Consider the following 15,287-nt stretch of genomic DNA (forward strand, 5'->3'; position numbering starts at 1 on the left):
AGTGTCAACCATGCCCATGGCCAATCTCTCACCGCCGCGCGCCGCGGCCGCACGCCACCCGGTCCTCGAGGTGTCCGACGTGGTCGCCGGCTACGGTGCCCACACCATCCTGCACGGCCTGGACCTCAGGGTCGAAGCCGGTGAAATCTATGCGCTGCTGGGCGCCAATGGCGCCGGCAAGACCACCACGCTGAGCCTGTTCCTGGGCTTCGTGCAGCCCGGGCGCGGTCGCGTGCGAGTGAACGGCGCCGACCCGCTGTCCCATCCGACGGCCGCGCGGCGCCAGCTCGCCTACATCCCCGAGAACGTCGCGCTCTACGAACACCTGAGCGCGCGCGAGAACGTGGCCTACCTGCTCGACCTCGCAGGCCAGCCCGCCGGCAAGCAGGCCGTCAACGAGGCCCTGGCAGCAGCCGGCCTGGACGCCGCGGCGCACGAGCGGCGCGTGTCGGGGTTTTCCAAAGGCATGCGCCAGAAGGTGTCGATCGCGCTGGCGCTGGCGCGCAAGGTGCCGGCGCTGCTGCTCGACGAGCCCACTTCGGGCCTCGACCCGAAGGGCACGGCCGAATTCAATCGTCTGCTGGCACTGCTGCGCGCACAGGGGGTGGCCATCCTCATGGTCACGCACGACCTGCTCAGTGCTGCCGACGTGGCTGATCGAATCGGCTTCATCGACGGTGGGCGGCTGGTTGAAGAAGTCGCGGCATCAGGCTCGCAGCGTTTCGACGTGCGAGCATTGCACCGGCGCTACGCGAACCACGAGGCGCAGCGATGAGCGCCGCGCTGCGCATCGCGCGCGAGGAATGGCGCCTGCTGCGGCGCGACCGCGTAGCGGTGCTCGGATTGACCTTGCTGCTGCTGTTGACGGCCGTGGCTGCATTCACGTCCTGGGAACAGCGCCGCACGACGGACGCCCAGCGCGCGCGTCATCAGGCGCAAGTGGACCACGAGTTCGAGGCACAGCCCGATCGGCACCCGCACCGCATGGTGCACTACGGGCACTTCGTGTTTCGGCCGCTGAACCCGCTGGCGGCCTTCGACTCCGGGGTGGACGCCTACACGGGGCACACGTTCTTTCTCGAGGGACATCGTCAGAACAGCGCCAACTTCGGCGACGTGCGGCAAGCCTCGCTGCTGCTGCGCTTCGGTCAGCTCACGCCGGCCTTCGTGCTGCAGGTGCTGGCACCGCTGCTGCTCATCTTCGTGGGCCATGGGGTCCTGGCGCGCGAGCGTGAGTCGGGCACGCTGCGCATCCTGCTGGCCCAGGGCGTTCGACCGCGACAAATCATGGCGGGCAAGCTGCTGGCCCTGAGCGGCGTGGCCGCGCTGGTGCTGCTGCCGGCGCTGCTGGCGCTGATCTGGATCGGCGCCGCAACGCCGGCACCAGTCAGCCTGGCGCTCTTGCTGGCGGTGGGCTATGGGCTGTGGCTGCTGCTCTGGACCGTCGGCATCGTCGGCCTGTCGGCATGGTTCGTGCGCGGGCGCGACGCGCTGGTGGCATTGCTGGCGGTCTGGGCGCTCAGCGTCGTGCTCGTGCCGCGCCTGGCGCCCGAACTCATCGCCTCGTCGCTGGCACTGCCCACGCGCTTCGAAACAGACATTGCGGTGGCGCGCGACTTGGCGGCACTGGGCGACAGCCATGACCCCAACGACCCCTACTTCGCGGACTTCAAGAAGAAGGTGCTCGCGCAGTACGGCGTCTCGAAAGTGGAAGACCTTCCTGTCAACTACAAAGGCCTGCTTGGCATGGAGGGCGAGCGGCTGACCAGCGCGCTCTTCGAGCGCTACGCCAACGCCAGCTTCGAGCGCCAGGACTTGCAGTTGCGCCGAGTCGACCGCTTTGCGCTGCTGAGCCCGGTAATCGCCTTGCGCCGCCTCTCGATGGCGGCCGCAGGCACCGACCTGCACAACTACCGTCGCTTCGTCGAGCGGGCCGAGCACCATCGCTATCGACTGGTGCAGGAACTCAACCGGCTGCAGGCCGAGAAGCTCAGCTTCGCGGGCGACCGTTCCAGCCGTGACAGTCGCATCAGCCACGCGCACTGGCACGACTTGGCCGAGTTTCGCTACCAAGGCGCACCGCCCGGCGAGGCGCTGCGCCGTGCGGCGCCCGCTGCGGGTGTCCTGCTGCTTTGGCTGCTTGCGCTCGCCGGCCTGTTGATGCCGGCCACGCGCCGTCTGGGGAGGATCACGCGATGAGCTGGCTCGCGCACGAATGGCGCCTTCTGGCGCGCTCGAGACTGGCCCTGATTGCGCTGGCGTTGCTGTTGGTGCTGTCGACTCTCGCCGTGCTTTCGGGCACCCGCGAGGTGGCGCGCCAACAGCAGACGATCGAGCGTCTGGCCGGGCTCCAGCAGCACGATCTGGCTGCGCAGGCGCGCCAGTACACCCGCGGCGGTGATGCTGGCTCCGCCGCCTACTACACCTTCCACAGCACCTGGGATGCACCGTCTCCCACGGCCTTCCTCGCACTCGGGCTGCGCGATGCTGCGCCCTATGTGCTGCGCGTGCGCGCATTGGCGCTGCAGGCTCAACTGCACGAAGGCGAGAGTTTCAATTCCGAACTGGCAGTGGCCGGACGCTTCGACTTCGCTTTCGTGCTGGTGTACCTGGCGCCGCTGTTCCTGATCGCCTTGTTGTATGACCTGGTGTCGGGCGAGCGCCGGTCGGGCCGGCTGGGTACGCTGCTGGCCATGCCCGGCGCCGGCCGCTGTCTGTGGCTGCGCCGTGCAGGCCTGCGCGCGGCGCTGGTTTTCGCTTGCCTCGTGCTGCCAGTGCTGGCCGGTGGCCTCCGCAGCGGCACCACGATGACAGCCCTGACTACCGCGCTGCTGGTCACAGCGGCCTACCTGGCGGTCTGGAGCGGCTTGGCGCTGATCGTGGCGACACGAAGCGCAAGCTCTGCCGCCAACGCAACGGCACTCATGGGCTGCTGGGCGGTGCTGACCCTCGTCCTGCCCACGATCGCCAACGCCGCGCTCGCGCGCGCCGTGCCGGTGCACCAGGGCGTGGAGTTGATGCTGGCGCAGCGCCAGGCCGTGCACGGCGCGTGGGACCTGCCACCAGGGGACACCATGGAAAAGTTCTTCCGCACGCATCCCGAATGGAAGCACACCGCGCCACTGCCGTCGGGCTTTCACTGGAAGTGGTACTTCGCTTTTCAGCAGCTCGGCGACGAGAGCGTGGCGCCGCAGGTGGCGGCTTATCGCGAAGGCTTGCTCGCGCGCCAGGAGTGGACCGCACGCCTGGGTTGGCTGCTGCCGAGCGTCGGCGTGCAGGCCGCGCTGCATCGGCAGGCCGATACCGATCTGCAGGCGCAGCTCGCCTATCAGGACCGCATCGCAGATTTCCACGCACGCTTGCGGGCCTACTACTACCCGTACTTGTTCAACGAAGTGCGCTTCGGTGCTGGCGACTTCGCCGCCCAGCCGCGCTTCAGCCCGTCGTCCCGGCCGGCGCAGACACCCATGGGTCAATCGCTGGCACTGGTTTTGATCGGCGTCGTGGCCTTGGTGTCGGGCGCGGCTGCCGCCGGTCGCGTGCGCTCGATGTAGGGGCTCCCGGCATGGGCGCGACGGCAGTTTCTGCTGTAGCGACTCGCACAACCGCAGCCTGCTTTGCGCAAAGCCCTCAATGCAGCACCAGCGCAAGAGGCGCGCGGCCTAAGCTTTTGGACATCCCAAAGCCCGACCACCGCCCCTCCATGACGCACTCCGCCGCACTCCCCAACCTGGCCGCGCTCGATGTCATCGACCGCGCCCACCTCATCCACCCCGTCTCGCCCTGGCGCGTGCATGAAGAGCGCGGCCCGACCGTGCTCGCTTCGGGCCGCGGCGCGTGGCTCACAGATGCCAGCGGCCACGAACTGCTCGACGCCTTCGCAGGCCTCTGGTGCGTGAACGTCGGCTATGGGCAGGAGAGCGTGGTGCAGGCCGCGGCCGAGCAGATGCGCCGCCTTCCGTACGCGACCGGCTACTTCCACTTCAGCAGCGAACCCGCCATCCGCCTGGCCGAGAAGCTGGTTCAGATCACGCCCGCGTCGCTGACGCGCGTCTACCTGACGCTCGGTGGCTCCGAGGCGATCGATGCCGCGGTGCGCTTCATCGTGCAGTACTACAACGCGATCGGCAAACCGTCGAAGAAGCAGTTCATCGCGCTGGAGCGCGGCTACCACGGTTCCTCGTCGACCGGCGCCGGCCTGACGGCGTTGCCCGCCTTCCATCGTGGCTTCGACCTGCCGCTGCCCACGCAGCACTACATCCCGTCGCCCAATCCCTATCGCCATGCGGATGGCGCCGACCCCCAGGCGCTGATCGCGTCGTCGGTCGCGTCGCTGCGCGCGAAGGTCGCGGAGCTCGGCGCAGACAACGTGGCCGCCTTCTTCTGCGAGCCGATCCAGGGCTCGGGCGGCGTCATCGTGCCGCCCAAGGGATGGCTCAAAGCCATGCGCGAGGCGGCGCGCGAACTCGACATCCTGTTCGTTGTCGATGAGGTCATCACCGGCTTCGGCCGCACTGGCCCCATGTTCGCATGCGAGGCCGAGGGTGTGGAGCCGGACCTGATGACCCTGGCCAAGGGCCTGACCGCGGGCTACGTGCCCATGGGCGCGACGATGATGTCGGAGCAGGTCTATGCGGGCATCGCCGATGGCGCCCCGGCCGGCGCCTCGGTCGGCCACGGCGCGACGTATTCCGCGCACCCGGTCAGCGCAGCGGTCGCGCTGGAGGTGCTGCGTCTCTATGAAGAGGGCGGCGTGCTTGCCAACGGTCAGCGCGGCGCAGCCCATTTCGCGGTGGGCCTGGACGGCCTGCGCGCGCATCCGCTGGTGGGCGATGCACGCCACCGCGGCCTGCTGGGCGCCCTGGAATTGGTCAGCGACAAGGCCAGCAAGCGCGGCTTCGACGCGGCGCTCGGCCTGCCCGAGCGCATCTTCGCAGCCGGCTACAGGAACGGCCTGGTGTTCCGCTCCTTCGGCGATCACATCCTCGGCTTTGCGCCGGCGCTCACCTTCACCGAGGACGAGTTCGCCCAGATGTTCGCGCGGCTGACCAGGACGCTCGACGAGGTGCTCGAAGCCCCCGATGTCCGCGCCGCGCTGGCGGGCTGAGAATCGGGCTCTCTTCCTTTTTCGCCGCCGCCATGTCCGAAGCCTTCAAGATCGACCGACTCGACCTGCGCATCCTGGCCCAGTTGCAAAAGAACGGCCGCATGACCAATGTGGACTTGGCGGATGCGGTGGGCCTCTCGCCCAGCCCCTGCCTGATCCGGGTGAAGCGGCTGGAGCAGGCCGGCTACATCGCCGGCTACGGCGCGCACCTGCGCCTGGAGAAGCTGGGCGACACGCTGACCGTGTTCACCGAAGTCACGCTGTCGGACCACCATCGCGAGGACTTCGTGCGCTTCGAGGCGGCCATCCGCGAGGTCGACGAAGTCCTTGAATGCCACCTGGTGAGTGGTGGCTACGACTATCTCTTGCGCTTCCTGACCCGAGGCGTGAACCACTACCAGGAAGTGATCGAGGAACTGCTCGAACGCAACATCGGCATCGCGAAGTACTTCAGCTACATCGTCATCAAGTCGCCGTTCATCAAGACGCACTGTCCGATCGAGCGGCTGTTTCCCCAGGAGCGCTGAGCCAGCGCTCCCGACCGTCCATGCCTGACTCCGAGCCTCGCTCCCGATCGCCCGCCCGCTTCGTCCGGCTGGCCGAAACCGATCGACCAGCGATCGCCCTGCAGATCGACGGGCAGCCCGCCGCCGCGCTGGCGGGCGACACGCTGCTGGTGGCGCTGCTCTGCCACGGGCGGCGCCTGCGCGACAGCGAATTTGGCGACGGTCCACGCGCCGGCTTTTGCCTGATGGGCGCTTGCCAGGATTGCTGGGTGTGGACGCCAACCGGCGAGCGGTTGCGTGCTTGCTCGACGCCGGTCGAGGCGGGAATGACGGTGCGAACGAGCCCGCCGGCGGACCTGTGGCCGGCGACGCCCGACCTGGAGCATTTGATGGCGCGCATCTCCCTGCAAGCTTCGAATGAGTGATACGGGGATTCGCGAACCTCGCGTCGTCGTGGTCGGCGCAGGCCCGGCGGGCGTGCGTGCCGCGCAGGCCCTGGTGCAGGCTGGCCTACGGCCCGTCGTGATCGACGAGGGCCGGCGCGACGGCGGCCAGATCTACCGCCGTCAGCCCGAAGGCTTCAAGCGCTCCTATGCCAAGCTCTATGGAACCGAAGCCGCGAAGGCGCAGGCGCTACACCGCGACTTCGATGCCCTGCGCACACAGGTTGACTACCGCAGCGACACCCTGGCCTGGAACCTGAGCGAGGGCGAACTGCACGTGGTGCACGCCGGCGAGCCGCAGATCCTGCCCTTCGATGCCCTGCTGGTCTGCTCCGGCGCCACCGACCGGCTGATGCCCGTGCCCGGCTGGCAGCACGCCGGCTGCTACAGCCTGGGGGCCTCGCAAATCGCGCTGAAGGCGCAGGCGTGCGCCATCGGCGCGCGCGTCGTGTTTCTCGGCAGCGGGCCGCTGCTGTACCTGGTCGCCTCGCAATACGTGCAGGCCGGCGCACAGCTGGCGGCGGTGCTCGACACGGCGCCGGCTGCCAAGTCCTGGGCCGCAGTGCTCGGACTGCTGGCGCGGCCAGGGCTGGCGCTGCGCGGCCTCGCGCTGATCCGCAGCCTGCGCCGTGCCCGCGTGCCGGTGCTTCAGGGTGTCACGCCCCTTCGCATCGACGGCAACGACAGTCTCGGCGTGCAGAGCGTGGCTGTGCGCGATTCCACTGGCCGCGAGCAGCACTTCGAATGCGACGCGGTCGGCCTGGGCTGGCACCTGCGTGCCGAAACTCAACTTGCCGATCTCGCGCGCTGCGAGTTCGAGTTCGAGCCCGCGAGCCGGCAGTGGCTGCCGCGCATCGACGCAGATGGCCGCAGCAGCACACGGGGCGTGTACCTCGCCGGCGACGGCGCCCGCATCCTCGGAGCCGACGGTGCCGAGGCGGCCGGTCGGCTCGCTGCGCTGGCGGCGCTGGCCGACCTGGGGCACGCGCAGGGCCGAGCGCTGTACGAAAGCGAGTCCGCGATGCTGCGGCGCACGCTGGCCCAGATGGACCGCTTCCGCAAGGGCTTGGCGCGCGCCTTCCCATGGCCGCATGCGCAGGCCGCCGCATTGCCCGACGACGCGGTGGTGTGTCGCTGCGAAGCCGTGACCGCCGGAGAGCTGCGGCGCTGCGTCAACGAACTGGACAGCCGCGAAGTCAACCGCGCCAAGGCCTTCAGCCGCGTTGGCATGGGTCGCTGCCAAGGGCGCTTCTGCGGCCATGCGTCGGCCGAGATCGTGGCACAGGCTTGTGGCGTGCCCGTGGAGCAGGTGGGCCGCCTGCGCACGCAGGCGCCGGTCAAGCCGCTGATGATGAACACGCGCGAGGTGCAGGCATGAGCGATGCGGCAACGCATGACACGGATGTGCTGGTGCTGGGCGGGGGCCTGATGGGCACCACGGCGGCCTTCTTCCTGCGTTGGCAGCACGGCCTCTCGGTCACGCTGCTCGAGCGCGAACTGGTGGGCCGCCAGGCCAGCGGCACCAATTTCGGGAACGTGCGTCGCCAGGGCCGCGCGCTGGCGCAGATACCGCTGGCCAATCGCGCGCGTGCCGTCTGGGGCCGCGTGAAGGAACTGCTGGGCGAAGACCTGGAATTCGTGCCCTATGGCCACCTGCGCGTCTGCTACACCGACAAGCAGGCCGCGGTGCTGGAGCAGCACGCGAAGGACGTGAAGCCGCTGGGCCTCGAACTCGAACTCTTCAACGCCGCGCAGCTGCGCCGGCGCTGGGGCATTTTCGCGCCCGAGGTGGTGAGCGGCTCGCTCTCGCCCAACGACGGCCACGCGAATCCGCGGCTCGCAGGCCCGGCCTTCGCCCGGGCGGCTCGACGCGAAGGCGCGAACGTCGTCGAGCATGCCGAGGTGCTGCAGGTCGAGCGCGACGCCGCGGGGTTCGTGGCGCACACCGCGGACGGCCGGCGCTTTCGCGCGGCGCAGTTGCTGGTGGCCTGCGGCGCCTGGTCGAACCGACTGGCCGAACAGTTCGGCGAGGCCGTGCCGATGGATGCGCGCGGCCCGCAGATGGGCGTGACGGAGCCGCTGCCCTACGCCATCGGCCCGTCGATCGGCGTATCGTCGCCGGTCGAGCACGAGGGCCTGTATTTCCGACAGATCGTGCGCGGCAACATCATTTTCGGCGGCGGGCTCAAGGGGCCCGCCTATGCGGATCTGATCCGCGCGTACGTCAAGCCCGACAATGTTCTGCGCCAACTGCGCGAACTGCGGCGCCTGGTACCGGCCTTCGAGCACGTGCAGCTGATTCGCGTGTGGAGCGGCATCGAGGGCTACACCGCGGACTGGCAACCGGTGATGGGTCCCAGTGCGCGCGTATCGGGCCTGCACTACGCCTTCGGTTTCAACGGCGAAGGATTCGCGATCGGCCCCGGTGTCGGCGAGACCATGGCCGAGCTGATTGCCACGGGCCGCACGTCGACGCCGATCGAAAGCTTCTCGATCGGCCGCTTCGCGTCCGAATGGGGATGCTCAGGCGGATAAGGAACTTTGAAAAGGAAGGGAGGCGAGGGGCACCGGGGCGAGCGCACGTTCGACCACCTCGCAGAACCAGCGCACGCCCAGCGGCAACGCGTCGTCATTGAAGTCGTAGCAAGGGTGGTGCAGCGCGTGCTCGCCGTCCGGTCCCGGGTCGACGCGGCCCTGGCCCAGCCACAGGTAGGCGCCAGGGCGCTGCTTCAGCATGAAGGCAAAGTCTTCGGACGTGAAGGCCGCGCGCGGCGCCATGTCTGCCTGCAAGCCGATGGAAGCCGCCGCCTCAAGCGCGAGCGCCGCTTCGGCGGCTGTGTTGATGGTGGAAGGGTAGTAGCGCACATAGAGCACTTCCCCCTCGGTGCCGCTGGCCAGCGCCACCCCGTCGACCGTCGCGCGCAGCGCGGCCTCGATGCGGTCCTGCGTCTGGGCGTCGAAGCTGCGCACCGTGCCGGTGATCTTCACTTCCGCCGGCAAGACGTTGTGGCTGTGGCCGCCTTCGATGCGGGTGACCGACAGCACAGCCGATTCTCCCGGATCGATGCGGCGCGAAACGATGGTGTGCAACTGCGCGACGAGCTGGCTGGCGGCCAGGAGGACGTCTGGCGTGTGATGCGGCTGCGCGGCATGGCCCCCGCGGCCGCGCAGCACGACGTCGAAGCGGTCGGCCGCCGCCATGATCGGGCCGGCCCGTGTCTGCGCCTGGCCCAGCGGCAGGTCGGGCCAGTTGTGAAGTGCGTAGACGGTGTCGCAAGGGAAGCGCTCGAACAGGCCGTCCTCGATCATCGCGCGCGCGCCGCCCTTGCCTTCTTCCGCGGGCTGAAAGATGAAGTGCACCGTGCCGTCAAAGCGCCGCGTGCGCGCCAGCTGGCGTGCAGCGCCAATGAGCATGCTGGTATGACCGTCGTGGCCGCAGCCGTGGTGCACGCCCGGCGTGCGGCTGGTATGGGGCGCGCGCCCCAACTCGACCATGGGCAGCGCATCCATGTCGGCGCGCAGGCCGACGCTGCGCGTGCCGCCGCCGCAGCGTAGTGTGCCCACCACGCCCGTGCCGCCCAGCCCCTCATGGACCTCGAGGCCCAGGAGCCGCAGCGCTTGTGCCACCACGCCCGCTGTGCGCCGCTCCTCGAACGCGAGCTCGGGATGCGCATGCAGGTCGCGGCGCAGCGCGATCAGCTGCGGCAGCAGGTCCGCGACCGGTGCCGCGACAGCGTCCAGGGTCAACATCCAGCCTCCACCGCATCGGCCAGCTCGGCCAGCGTGTGAAAGTGATAGTCCGGCACGGTATGCCCGGATTCGATCGTGCCGCCGGAGCCCTTCTGTCCATGGCGCCGCTCGATCCAGCAGATGCTGATGCCCAGCTGCTTGGCAATGCCGATGTCGTGGTATTGGCTTTGCGCCACATGCAGGTTGTCGGCCTGCTTGTAGCCCCAGGCGCCTTCGAAGCGGCCGCGGGCGTAGGCGAAGTAGCGCGCGTCGGGTTTCTCGCACAGTGCGTCGTCGCAGCTAAGCAGCATGTCGAATCCGGAGCCCAGCGTCTTGTCGAAATGGGCCAGCGCCCAATGCTGCGCGTTGGTCATTGTCACCAGCTTGAAGATCTTGCGTGCCGACGACGTCGAAGGTCAGAACCTTGAAATCTCTCAGTGGCATGGAAAGAGCTCCAGTGATGTAGGAATGCCGATTGACACGAGCATGGGAGCCGCTCCTTGCAGACGCGGCCTAGAAATCAGCGACCTTGCCCCATGCCGAGTTGCTGAAGCGCTCCGGCCGATACGGTACGGGGTCGACAATCGGTTCGGCGCCGCTGGCAAGGTCCGCGATGAGGTGGCCGGCGCCAGGGCCGATGCCAAAGCCGTGCCCGGAAAAGCCCGCGGCCAGGATGAAGCCCGGTATGGACGGCACTTCGCCGATGCCGGGAACACCATCCGGCGTGCTATCGACGAAACCGGCCCACGCGTGCGTGATCTTTGCTGCGCGCAGCTCCGGTAGCAGTTCGACGGCGCGGCGGTGGGTCTCCCTGATCGTCGGCAAATCGGGCTTCGGATCGAGGATGCGCACCCGCTCCATGGGCGTCGGCGCATCGAGCCGCCACCGCGTGAGCGTTTCGTGGCCACCACGAAAGCCTTCCAGGCCTCCCGGAAGAAGGTTGCGCCAGCGCTTGGCGAACATGGGCACGAACTGCGGGGCGAATCGCATGAACTGTGGCGTGACGTCCACGCGCGCGCGGCCGCTGATAGCCAGTGCGTAGCGTCCGTCGTTGCGGCGCGTGGCAGACACGCCCGCACTGACCACGGCATCCGGCAAGCGATGCTCCACAGGGGACACGCTCAGGATGGATTGGCGGATCGAGGCCTGGGGAAAACGGATGCCCAGCTGGCGACAGAACGAGGATGCCCAGGCACCACCGGCGAGCACGGCCGTGCTGGTCTTGATGACTCCGGCTTCCGTGATGACGCCGCTGACCCGTCCGCCTTCCGTTTCGATGCCGCGGGCAGCGCAATTCTGGTGGACGCTGCCCCCGAGCTTCATGAGCGCAGCGGCCACGGCCGGCGCGGCCTTGGCAGGATCGGCGGTGCCATCGCTGGGCGAGAAGACGCCGCCTTTCCAGGCGCGGCCGGTCGCCTGACCGCGCTCGGCGGCCTCACGGCCACTCAGCATGTGGGTCGTCACGCCTGCGGTTGTCGCAAAATCGCGCCAGCTGGCCCAACGGGAAATTTCGGCCTCGTCATTGCTGAGATACAAGAGCCCACAGCGATGGAAGCCCGCGTCTTCACCGCTCTCGGCGGCAAATTGTTCCCACAGGTCGAGGCTCTTGCTCGCTAACGGCAGTTCGCGAGCGTCGCGGTTCTGCTGCCGGCACCAACCCCAGTTGCGGCTCGATTGCTCGGCGCCGATCCTGCCCTTTTCCACCAAGGCCACCGAAACGCCGCGCTTGGCCAGGTAGTAGGCGGTAAAGACGCCGATGATGCCGCCGCCGATCACGACGACGTCAGCTGAAGCCGGCAGCGTGGGCGAAGTTTGGACGTGGTGCAGCGGAGGGGACATGATGAATCTCGCTCGCCCGTTCAAGACTGGCGGCTCTGAACCACGTAGAACTTCGCCACGCGATCGCTGCTTTCCCACCCGATCGGTGCGCCCTGGGGCACGAAAAGCGCATCGCCCGTGCCCGCCGAAAATACGCTACCGGCAGGGGCTGCGAACCGCACGCTGCCGGCCAGGAGATGCATGAACTCGTTCATGCGATGCGGGCGAACGATCCGGTGGTAGGGGGTCGAGTCCCACGTGCCGGCGCTGTACTGCGCGCCGTCGTCGATGAAGACGTTGTCGCTGCGGCACTCGGGCGAGGCGCCCAGCAGCACTTCCGCGGGTAGCGTGGCGGTGGGCTTGAAGTTGGCGTCGGCGTGCAGGGGGAAGAGACCGCGCTTCGTCGGTCTCTCGCAAGCGGCCGCGCAAAACACGAAGCGCACGCGGGATCCGGCCTGGATATGAAGCGATGTACCGCATCCGATGACGGCACCCGCCTGGGGACCGAGCACCAGCGGGGCCGCCCCGGCCCCAGTCAGCGTCAGCCCCCCCTCGACGACGACGATGGTTTCGATGTGGGGATAGCTTGCGACTTCAAGCTCACCAATGAAGCTGGCCCGGCCCGCGATCATCGAGTCCGGTCCTTCCCACGCGATTTCGCGATGCCGCGCAAAGGGGTCGTTCTTGCCGAACGGCGCCCTGCGGAAAGCGGTCGAAAGGGGTGCGCCGTCGGCGCGGTGCAGTACTAGGGCCACTGTCATGATTGCTCCTGCGCGATGCGCGATGTCTTCTGTGAAAAGCCTGTCAGTCGCTACTGGGTGCCGAGGCATCCTGGAAGCCAAGAATGGCTTTGGTTTCCAGGTACTCCTCGAGACCTTCTATTCCGTATTCGCGGCCGTTTCCGGAGCGCTTGTAGCCACCGAAGGGGGCATGGGGGTTCCAGGCCGGATAGTTGATGTGCACCTGCCCGGACCGGATCCGCGCCGCGACGGCGCGAGCCGCGGCAAGGTCCTGCCCTTGCACGTGAGCGCCCAGGCCGTAGACGGTGCCGTTGGCAATTTCCACGGCCGCGTCCACGCTGTCATAGGGGATCAACGCGAGCACAGGCCCGAAGATCTCCTCCTGTGCGATCTGCATTTGAGGATGCACCGCGGTGAAGATGGTCGGACGGCAGTAGAAGCCGCGGCCCAAGGCCTCCGGCCGCCCGAGGCCGCCACACATGAGCCGCGCGCCTTCGGCGATTCCGATGCCGATCATTTCCTGCACCCGATTGAACTGCGCGCGATTCGCCAGCGGGCCGTGCGTGGTCTGCTGCGAGCGGGGATCGCCCACGACGATGCTGGATGCCGCTTCGAGCGCGATCCGTTCGACCTCTTGTAGGCGCGCGCGGGGCACGATCATGCGCGTCGGAGCGCTGCAGGATTGGCCGACGTTGCGGAAGGCGGCCGCCACGCCTGTCGGTATGGCACGCGCCAGGTCCGCATCCGGCAGGATGAGGTTGGGCGATTTCCCGCCGAGTTCCTGGGCCACGCGCTTCACCGTCGGGGCCGCCGCCTGAGCAACCAGGACGCCGGCCCTTGTCGAACCGGTGATCGAGATCATGTCCACGTCCGGATGCGACGCCAAGGCGGCGCCGACCTCCGGCCCATTGCCGTTCACCAGGTTGAACACACCCGGCGGGATGCCGGCATCGTGCACCACTTCGGCAAAGAGCAAGGCGCTCAGGGGCGACAGCTCGCTGGGCTTGAGAACGACCGTACATCCGGCTGCCAGGGCGGGCCCGACCTTGGCTGTGATCTGGTAGAGCGGCCAGTTCCACGGTGTGATCAGGCCGCACACGCCGATGGCCTCGCGCATGATGGCCATGTCCCCCCGATGGGTGACAAATGGATAACCGAGCGCATTGTCGCGGGCCACGCGGATGTGCTGTGCCGCAGACGGCACCTGCGTGCTGCGCGCAAAGCCGATGGCAGCGCCCATCTCCAACGAGATCGCCTGAGCGAACAGTTCTGCGCGCTCGAGGATCAGGGAGTGGACGCGGTCGAGAAGCAAGGCCCTGCTCTGGGCGGAACTCACGGACCAGGTCGCGAATGCGCGCCGCGCCGCAGTCACGGCTGCGGCGACATCTTTTGCACTGCCCAGTGCGATCTCCGCGACAGGCTCCTCAGTCGATGGGTCGACGACGGCGCTGCGAGCTTGCGTCTCGGGCACGACCCACTCGCCGCCAACGAACATGCGATCCAGGCGGCCAGTGCTCCTGAGGTGTTCGATGATGGAGGAGTTCACGGAGTCGGTCCTTTGGAAACGGCGTCAGGGTTGCTCATTGCGATCCATAAAAGCGTGGCCACGGATGCTTGGCAATGCGGTGGGGTGCGTCATGATGGGCTGAGGTCGGGCCTTTGGATGTCCAAAAGTTTAGGCCGCGTGCCCCTCGCGCCGGTGCTGCAATGAAGGTCTTGCACAAAGCAGGCTGCGGTTATGCGAGTCGCGACAGCAGATCCTGCCGTCGTGCATACGTCAGAGGCTTTCACGTCGGACGCACTCGGGAGCGGTCGTAGACTTCGGCCTCGCGATGGGCTGGACCCGGCCACGACCGGACCTTCGTCACGCCTTGCCGTGTGGGAGAGGCCATGAAGTCGGCACAAAGCGCTGTTGGGGGTACAAGAGGGCGTGACTTCCGAGGTCGTACACCGAAATGCCGCAATGCCTCCTGTCCGCCTGAGGCACGCTGCTCTGATGTCGCGCACGGCTTCGGACACGCGGTAAACTTGCCCGGCCCGCCCGCTGCAACCACGGCGGATGGCCCGATGGGCGTTTCCTCCACCTCAGTTTTTCCGCGCAGATGCCCAGCCCGTCGGATCCATCTCCCGAGATCCCCTCGGAAAACCAGCAAACCAGGCGCCATGGCCATTCGTCGCTGTTCATCGGTTCGACGGAAAAGGCCTTTCAGGTTCTGGATGCATTCAACGGCACGCGGGGCCACCTGACCATTGCGGATATCGCGCGCGTGTCGGGTCTCGACCGCAGCGCGACGCAGCGCGTGGTGTACACGCTGGAAAAAATAGGCTACCTGCGCCGTATTCCGGACACGCGTCAATACGGCCTCACGTCCAAGGTGCTGCAGCTGTCTTACAACTACCTGCGCACCAATGCGCTGGTGGACAAGGCGTCGCCGTACCTGCTGGACATCAGCCGGACGCTGGGAGAGACCGCCAACCTGCAGGAACTCGACGACACCGAGATCGTGTTCGTGGCCCGCTTTCCCGGCATGCATCTGGTGAATGTGGACATCGCCGTGGGCAGCCGGCTGCCGGCCTTCTGCACCGCCTCGGGCACGGCCATCCTGGCGCGCATGGCGCCGCAGCAGCGGGCGGAGATCCTGCAGCGCTCACGCCTGACGGCGATCACGCCCTACACGGAGACGCGCATGGAAGAACTCCTTGCGCGCATCGAACGTGCGGCCGAGCGTGGTTATGCGGTGATCACCAACGAGACCGTTCTGGGCGACATCTCCATTGCCGCCCCGATCACCGACCACCGCGGTATCGCGGTGGCGGCGATCAACATCGCCGTGCCGACGACCCGATGGACCACCGAGCAGGTGGAGGCGCAACTTGCGCAGCACGTGCAGGTGGCTGCCACCTCCATCTCCAAAGCCAAGTTCGCAGGCTACGTCGAATAGCG

At 67.8% G+C, this 15,287-nt stretch carries 13 protein-coding genes and 1 pseudogene; 9 read left to right on the top strand and 5 right to left on the bottom strand.

Going from position 1 to position 15,287, the window contains the following annotated elements; genetic code table 11:
* Window positions 1-16: 16 nt before the first annotated feature.
* From ACIPRI_RS20415 to ACIPRI_RS20450, 8 genes are all read left to right on the top strand, one after another.
* A complete protein-coding gene (locus ACIPRI_RS20415) occupies window positions 17-775 on the top strand; it encodes an ABC transporter ATP-binding protein (RefSeq protein WP_446623295.1) in 759 nt (252 codons plus the stop codon).
* Window positions 772-2,199, top strand: a complete 1,428-nt coding sequence (locus tag ACIPRI_RS20420) for an ABC transporter permease (RefSeq protein WP_446623296.1) — start codon at window positions 772-774, stop codon at window positions 2,197-2,199. The genes ACIPRI_RS20415 and ACIPRI_RS20420 overlap by 4 nt, the downstream gene beginning before the upstream one ends.
* A complete protein-coding gene (locus tag ACIPRI_RS20425; RefSeq protein WP_446623297.1) occupies window positions 2,196-3,554 on the top strand; it encodes a DUF3526 domain-containing protein in 1,359 nt (452 codons plus the stop codon). Before ACIPRI_RS20420 ends, ACIPRI_RS20425 begins: the two co-directional genes overlap by 4 nt.
* Before the next feature lie 149 nt (window positions 3,555-3,703).
* Window positions 3,704-5,107 (top strand): aminotransferase class III-fold pyridoxal phosphate-dependent enzyme, encoded by a 1,404-nt coding sequence (locus ACIPRI_RS20430; protein WP_446623298.1) that lies wholly within the window; start codon window positions 3,704-3,706, stop codon window positions 5,105-5,107.
* Between the two features lie 32 nt (window positions 5,108-5,139).
* Window positions 5,140-5,634, top strand: a complete 495-nt coding sequence (locus ACIPRI_RS20435) for an Lrp/AsnC family transcriptional regulator (protein ID WP_446623299.1) — start codon at window positions 5,140-5,142, stop codon at window positions 5,632-5,634.
* Window positions 5,635-5,654: 20 nt separating this feature from the next.
* A complete protein-coding gene (locus tag ACIPRI_RS20440; RefSeq protein ID WP_446623300.1) occupies window positions 5,655-6,038 on the top strand; it encodes a (2Fe-2S)-binding protein in 384 nt (127 codons plus the stop codon).
* The gene (locus ACIPRI_RS20445; protein WP_446623301.1) at window positions 6,031-7,434 is read left to right on the top strand and encodes an FAD-dependent oxidoreductase; all 1,404 of its coding nucleotides are present in this window, start codon (window positions 6,031-6,033) and stop codon (window positions 7,432-7,434) included. The genes ACIPRI_RS20440 and ACIPRI_RS20445 overlap by 8 nt, the downstream gene beginning before the upstream one ends.
* Window positions 7,431-8,591 carry an NAD(P)/FAD-dependent oxidoreductase gene (locus tag ACIPRI_RS20450; protein WP_446623302.1) on the top strand — a complete coding sequence of 387 codons (1,161 nt, stop codon included), beginning with the start codon at window positions 7,431-7,433 and terminating at the stop codon, window positions 8,589-8,591. The genes ACIPRI_RS20445 and ACIPRI_RS20450 overlap by 4 nt, the downstream gene beginning before the upstream one ends.
* Here the strand turns inward: ACIPRI_RS20450 and ACIPRI_RS20455 are convergent.
* The 5 genes and pseudogenes from ACIPRI_RS20455 to ACIPRI_RS20475 form a co-directional block, all read right to left on the bottom strand.
* Window positions 8,580-9,806, bottom strand: a complete 1,227-nt coding sequence (locus ACIPRI_RS20455; protein ID WP_446623303.1) for a M20 aminoacylase family protein — start codon at window positions 9,804-9,806, stop codon at window positions 8,580-8,582. The genes ACIPRI_RS20450 and ACIPRI_RS20455 overlap by 12 nt on opposite strands.
* A pseudogene (locus ACIPRI_RS20460) lies at window positions 9,800-10,183 on the bottom strand (HAD family hydrolase); the annotation flags it as partial. The gene ACIPRI_RS20455 and the pseudogene ACIPRI_RS20460, both read right to left, overlap by 7 nt.
* Window positions 10,184-10,298: 115 nt before the next feature.
* Entirely contained in the window at window positions 10,299-11,624 is a 1,326-nt protein-coding gene (locus ACIPRI_RS20465; protein ID WP_446623304.1) for an NAD(P)/FAD-dependent oxidoreductase, read from the bottom strand.
* 20 nt (window positions 11,625-11,644) lie between these two features.
* Complete coding sequence (locus ACIPRI_RS20470) at window positions 11,645-12,364, bottom strand: cupin domain-containing protein (protein WP_446623305.1); 720 nt, start codon at window positions 12,362-12,364, stop codon at window positions 11,645-11,647.
* Window positions 12,365-12,407: 43 nt separating this feature from the next.
* The gene (locus tag ACIPRI_RS20475) at window positions 12,408-13,889 is read right to left on the bottom strand and encodes an aldehyde dehydrogenase family protein (RefSeq protein ID WP_446623306.1); all 1,482 of its coding nucleotides are present in this window, start codon (window positions 13,887-13,889) and stop codon (window positions 12,408-12,410) included.
* Window positions 13,890-14,445: 556 nt separating this feature from the next.
* Between ACIPRI_RS20475 and ACIPRI_RS20480 the strand changes: the two genes are divergently transcribed.
* Complete coding sequence (locus tag ACIPRI_RS20480; RefSeq protein ID WP_446623307.1) at window positions 14,446-15,285, top strand: IclR family transcriptional regulator; 840 nt, start codon at window positions 14,446-14,448, stop codon at window positions 15,283-15,285.
* The last annotated feature ends 2 nt before the right edge of the window (window positions 15,286-15,287 follow it).

The sequence above is a fragment of the Variovorax sp. LARHSF232 genome, assembly GCF_052871435.1.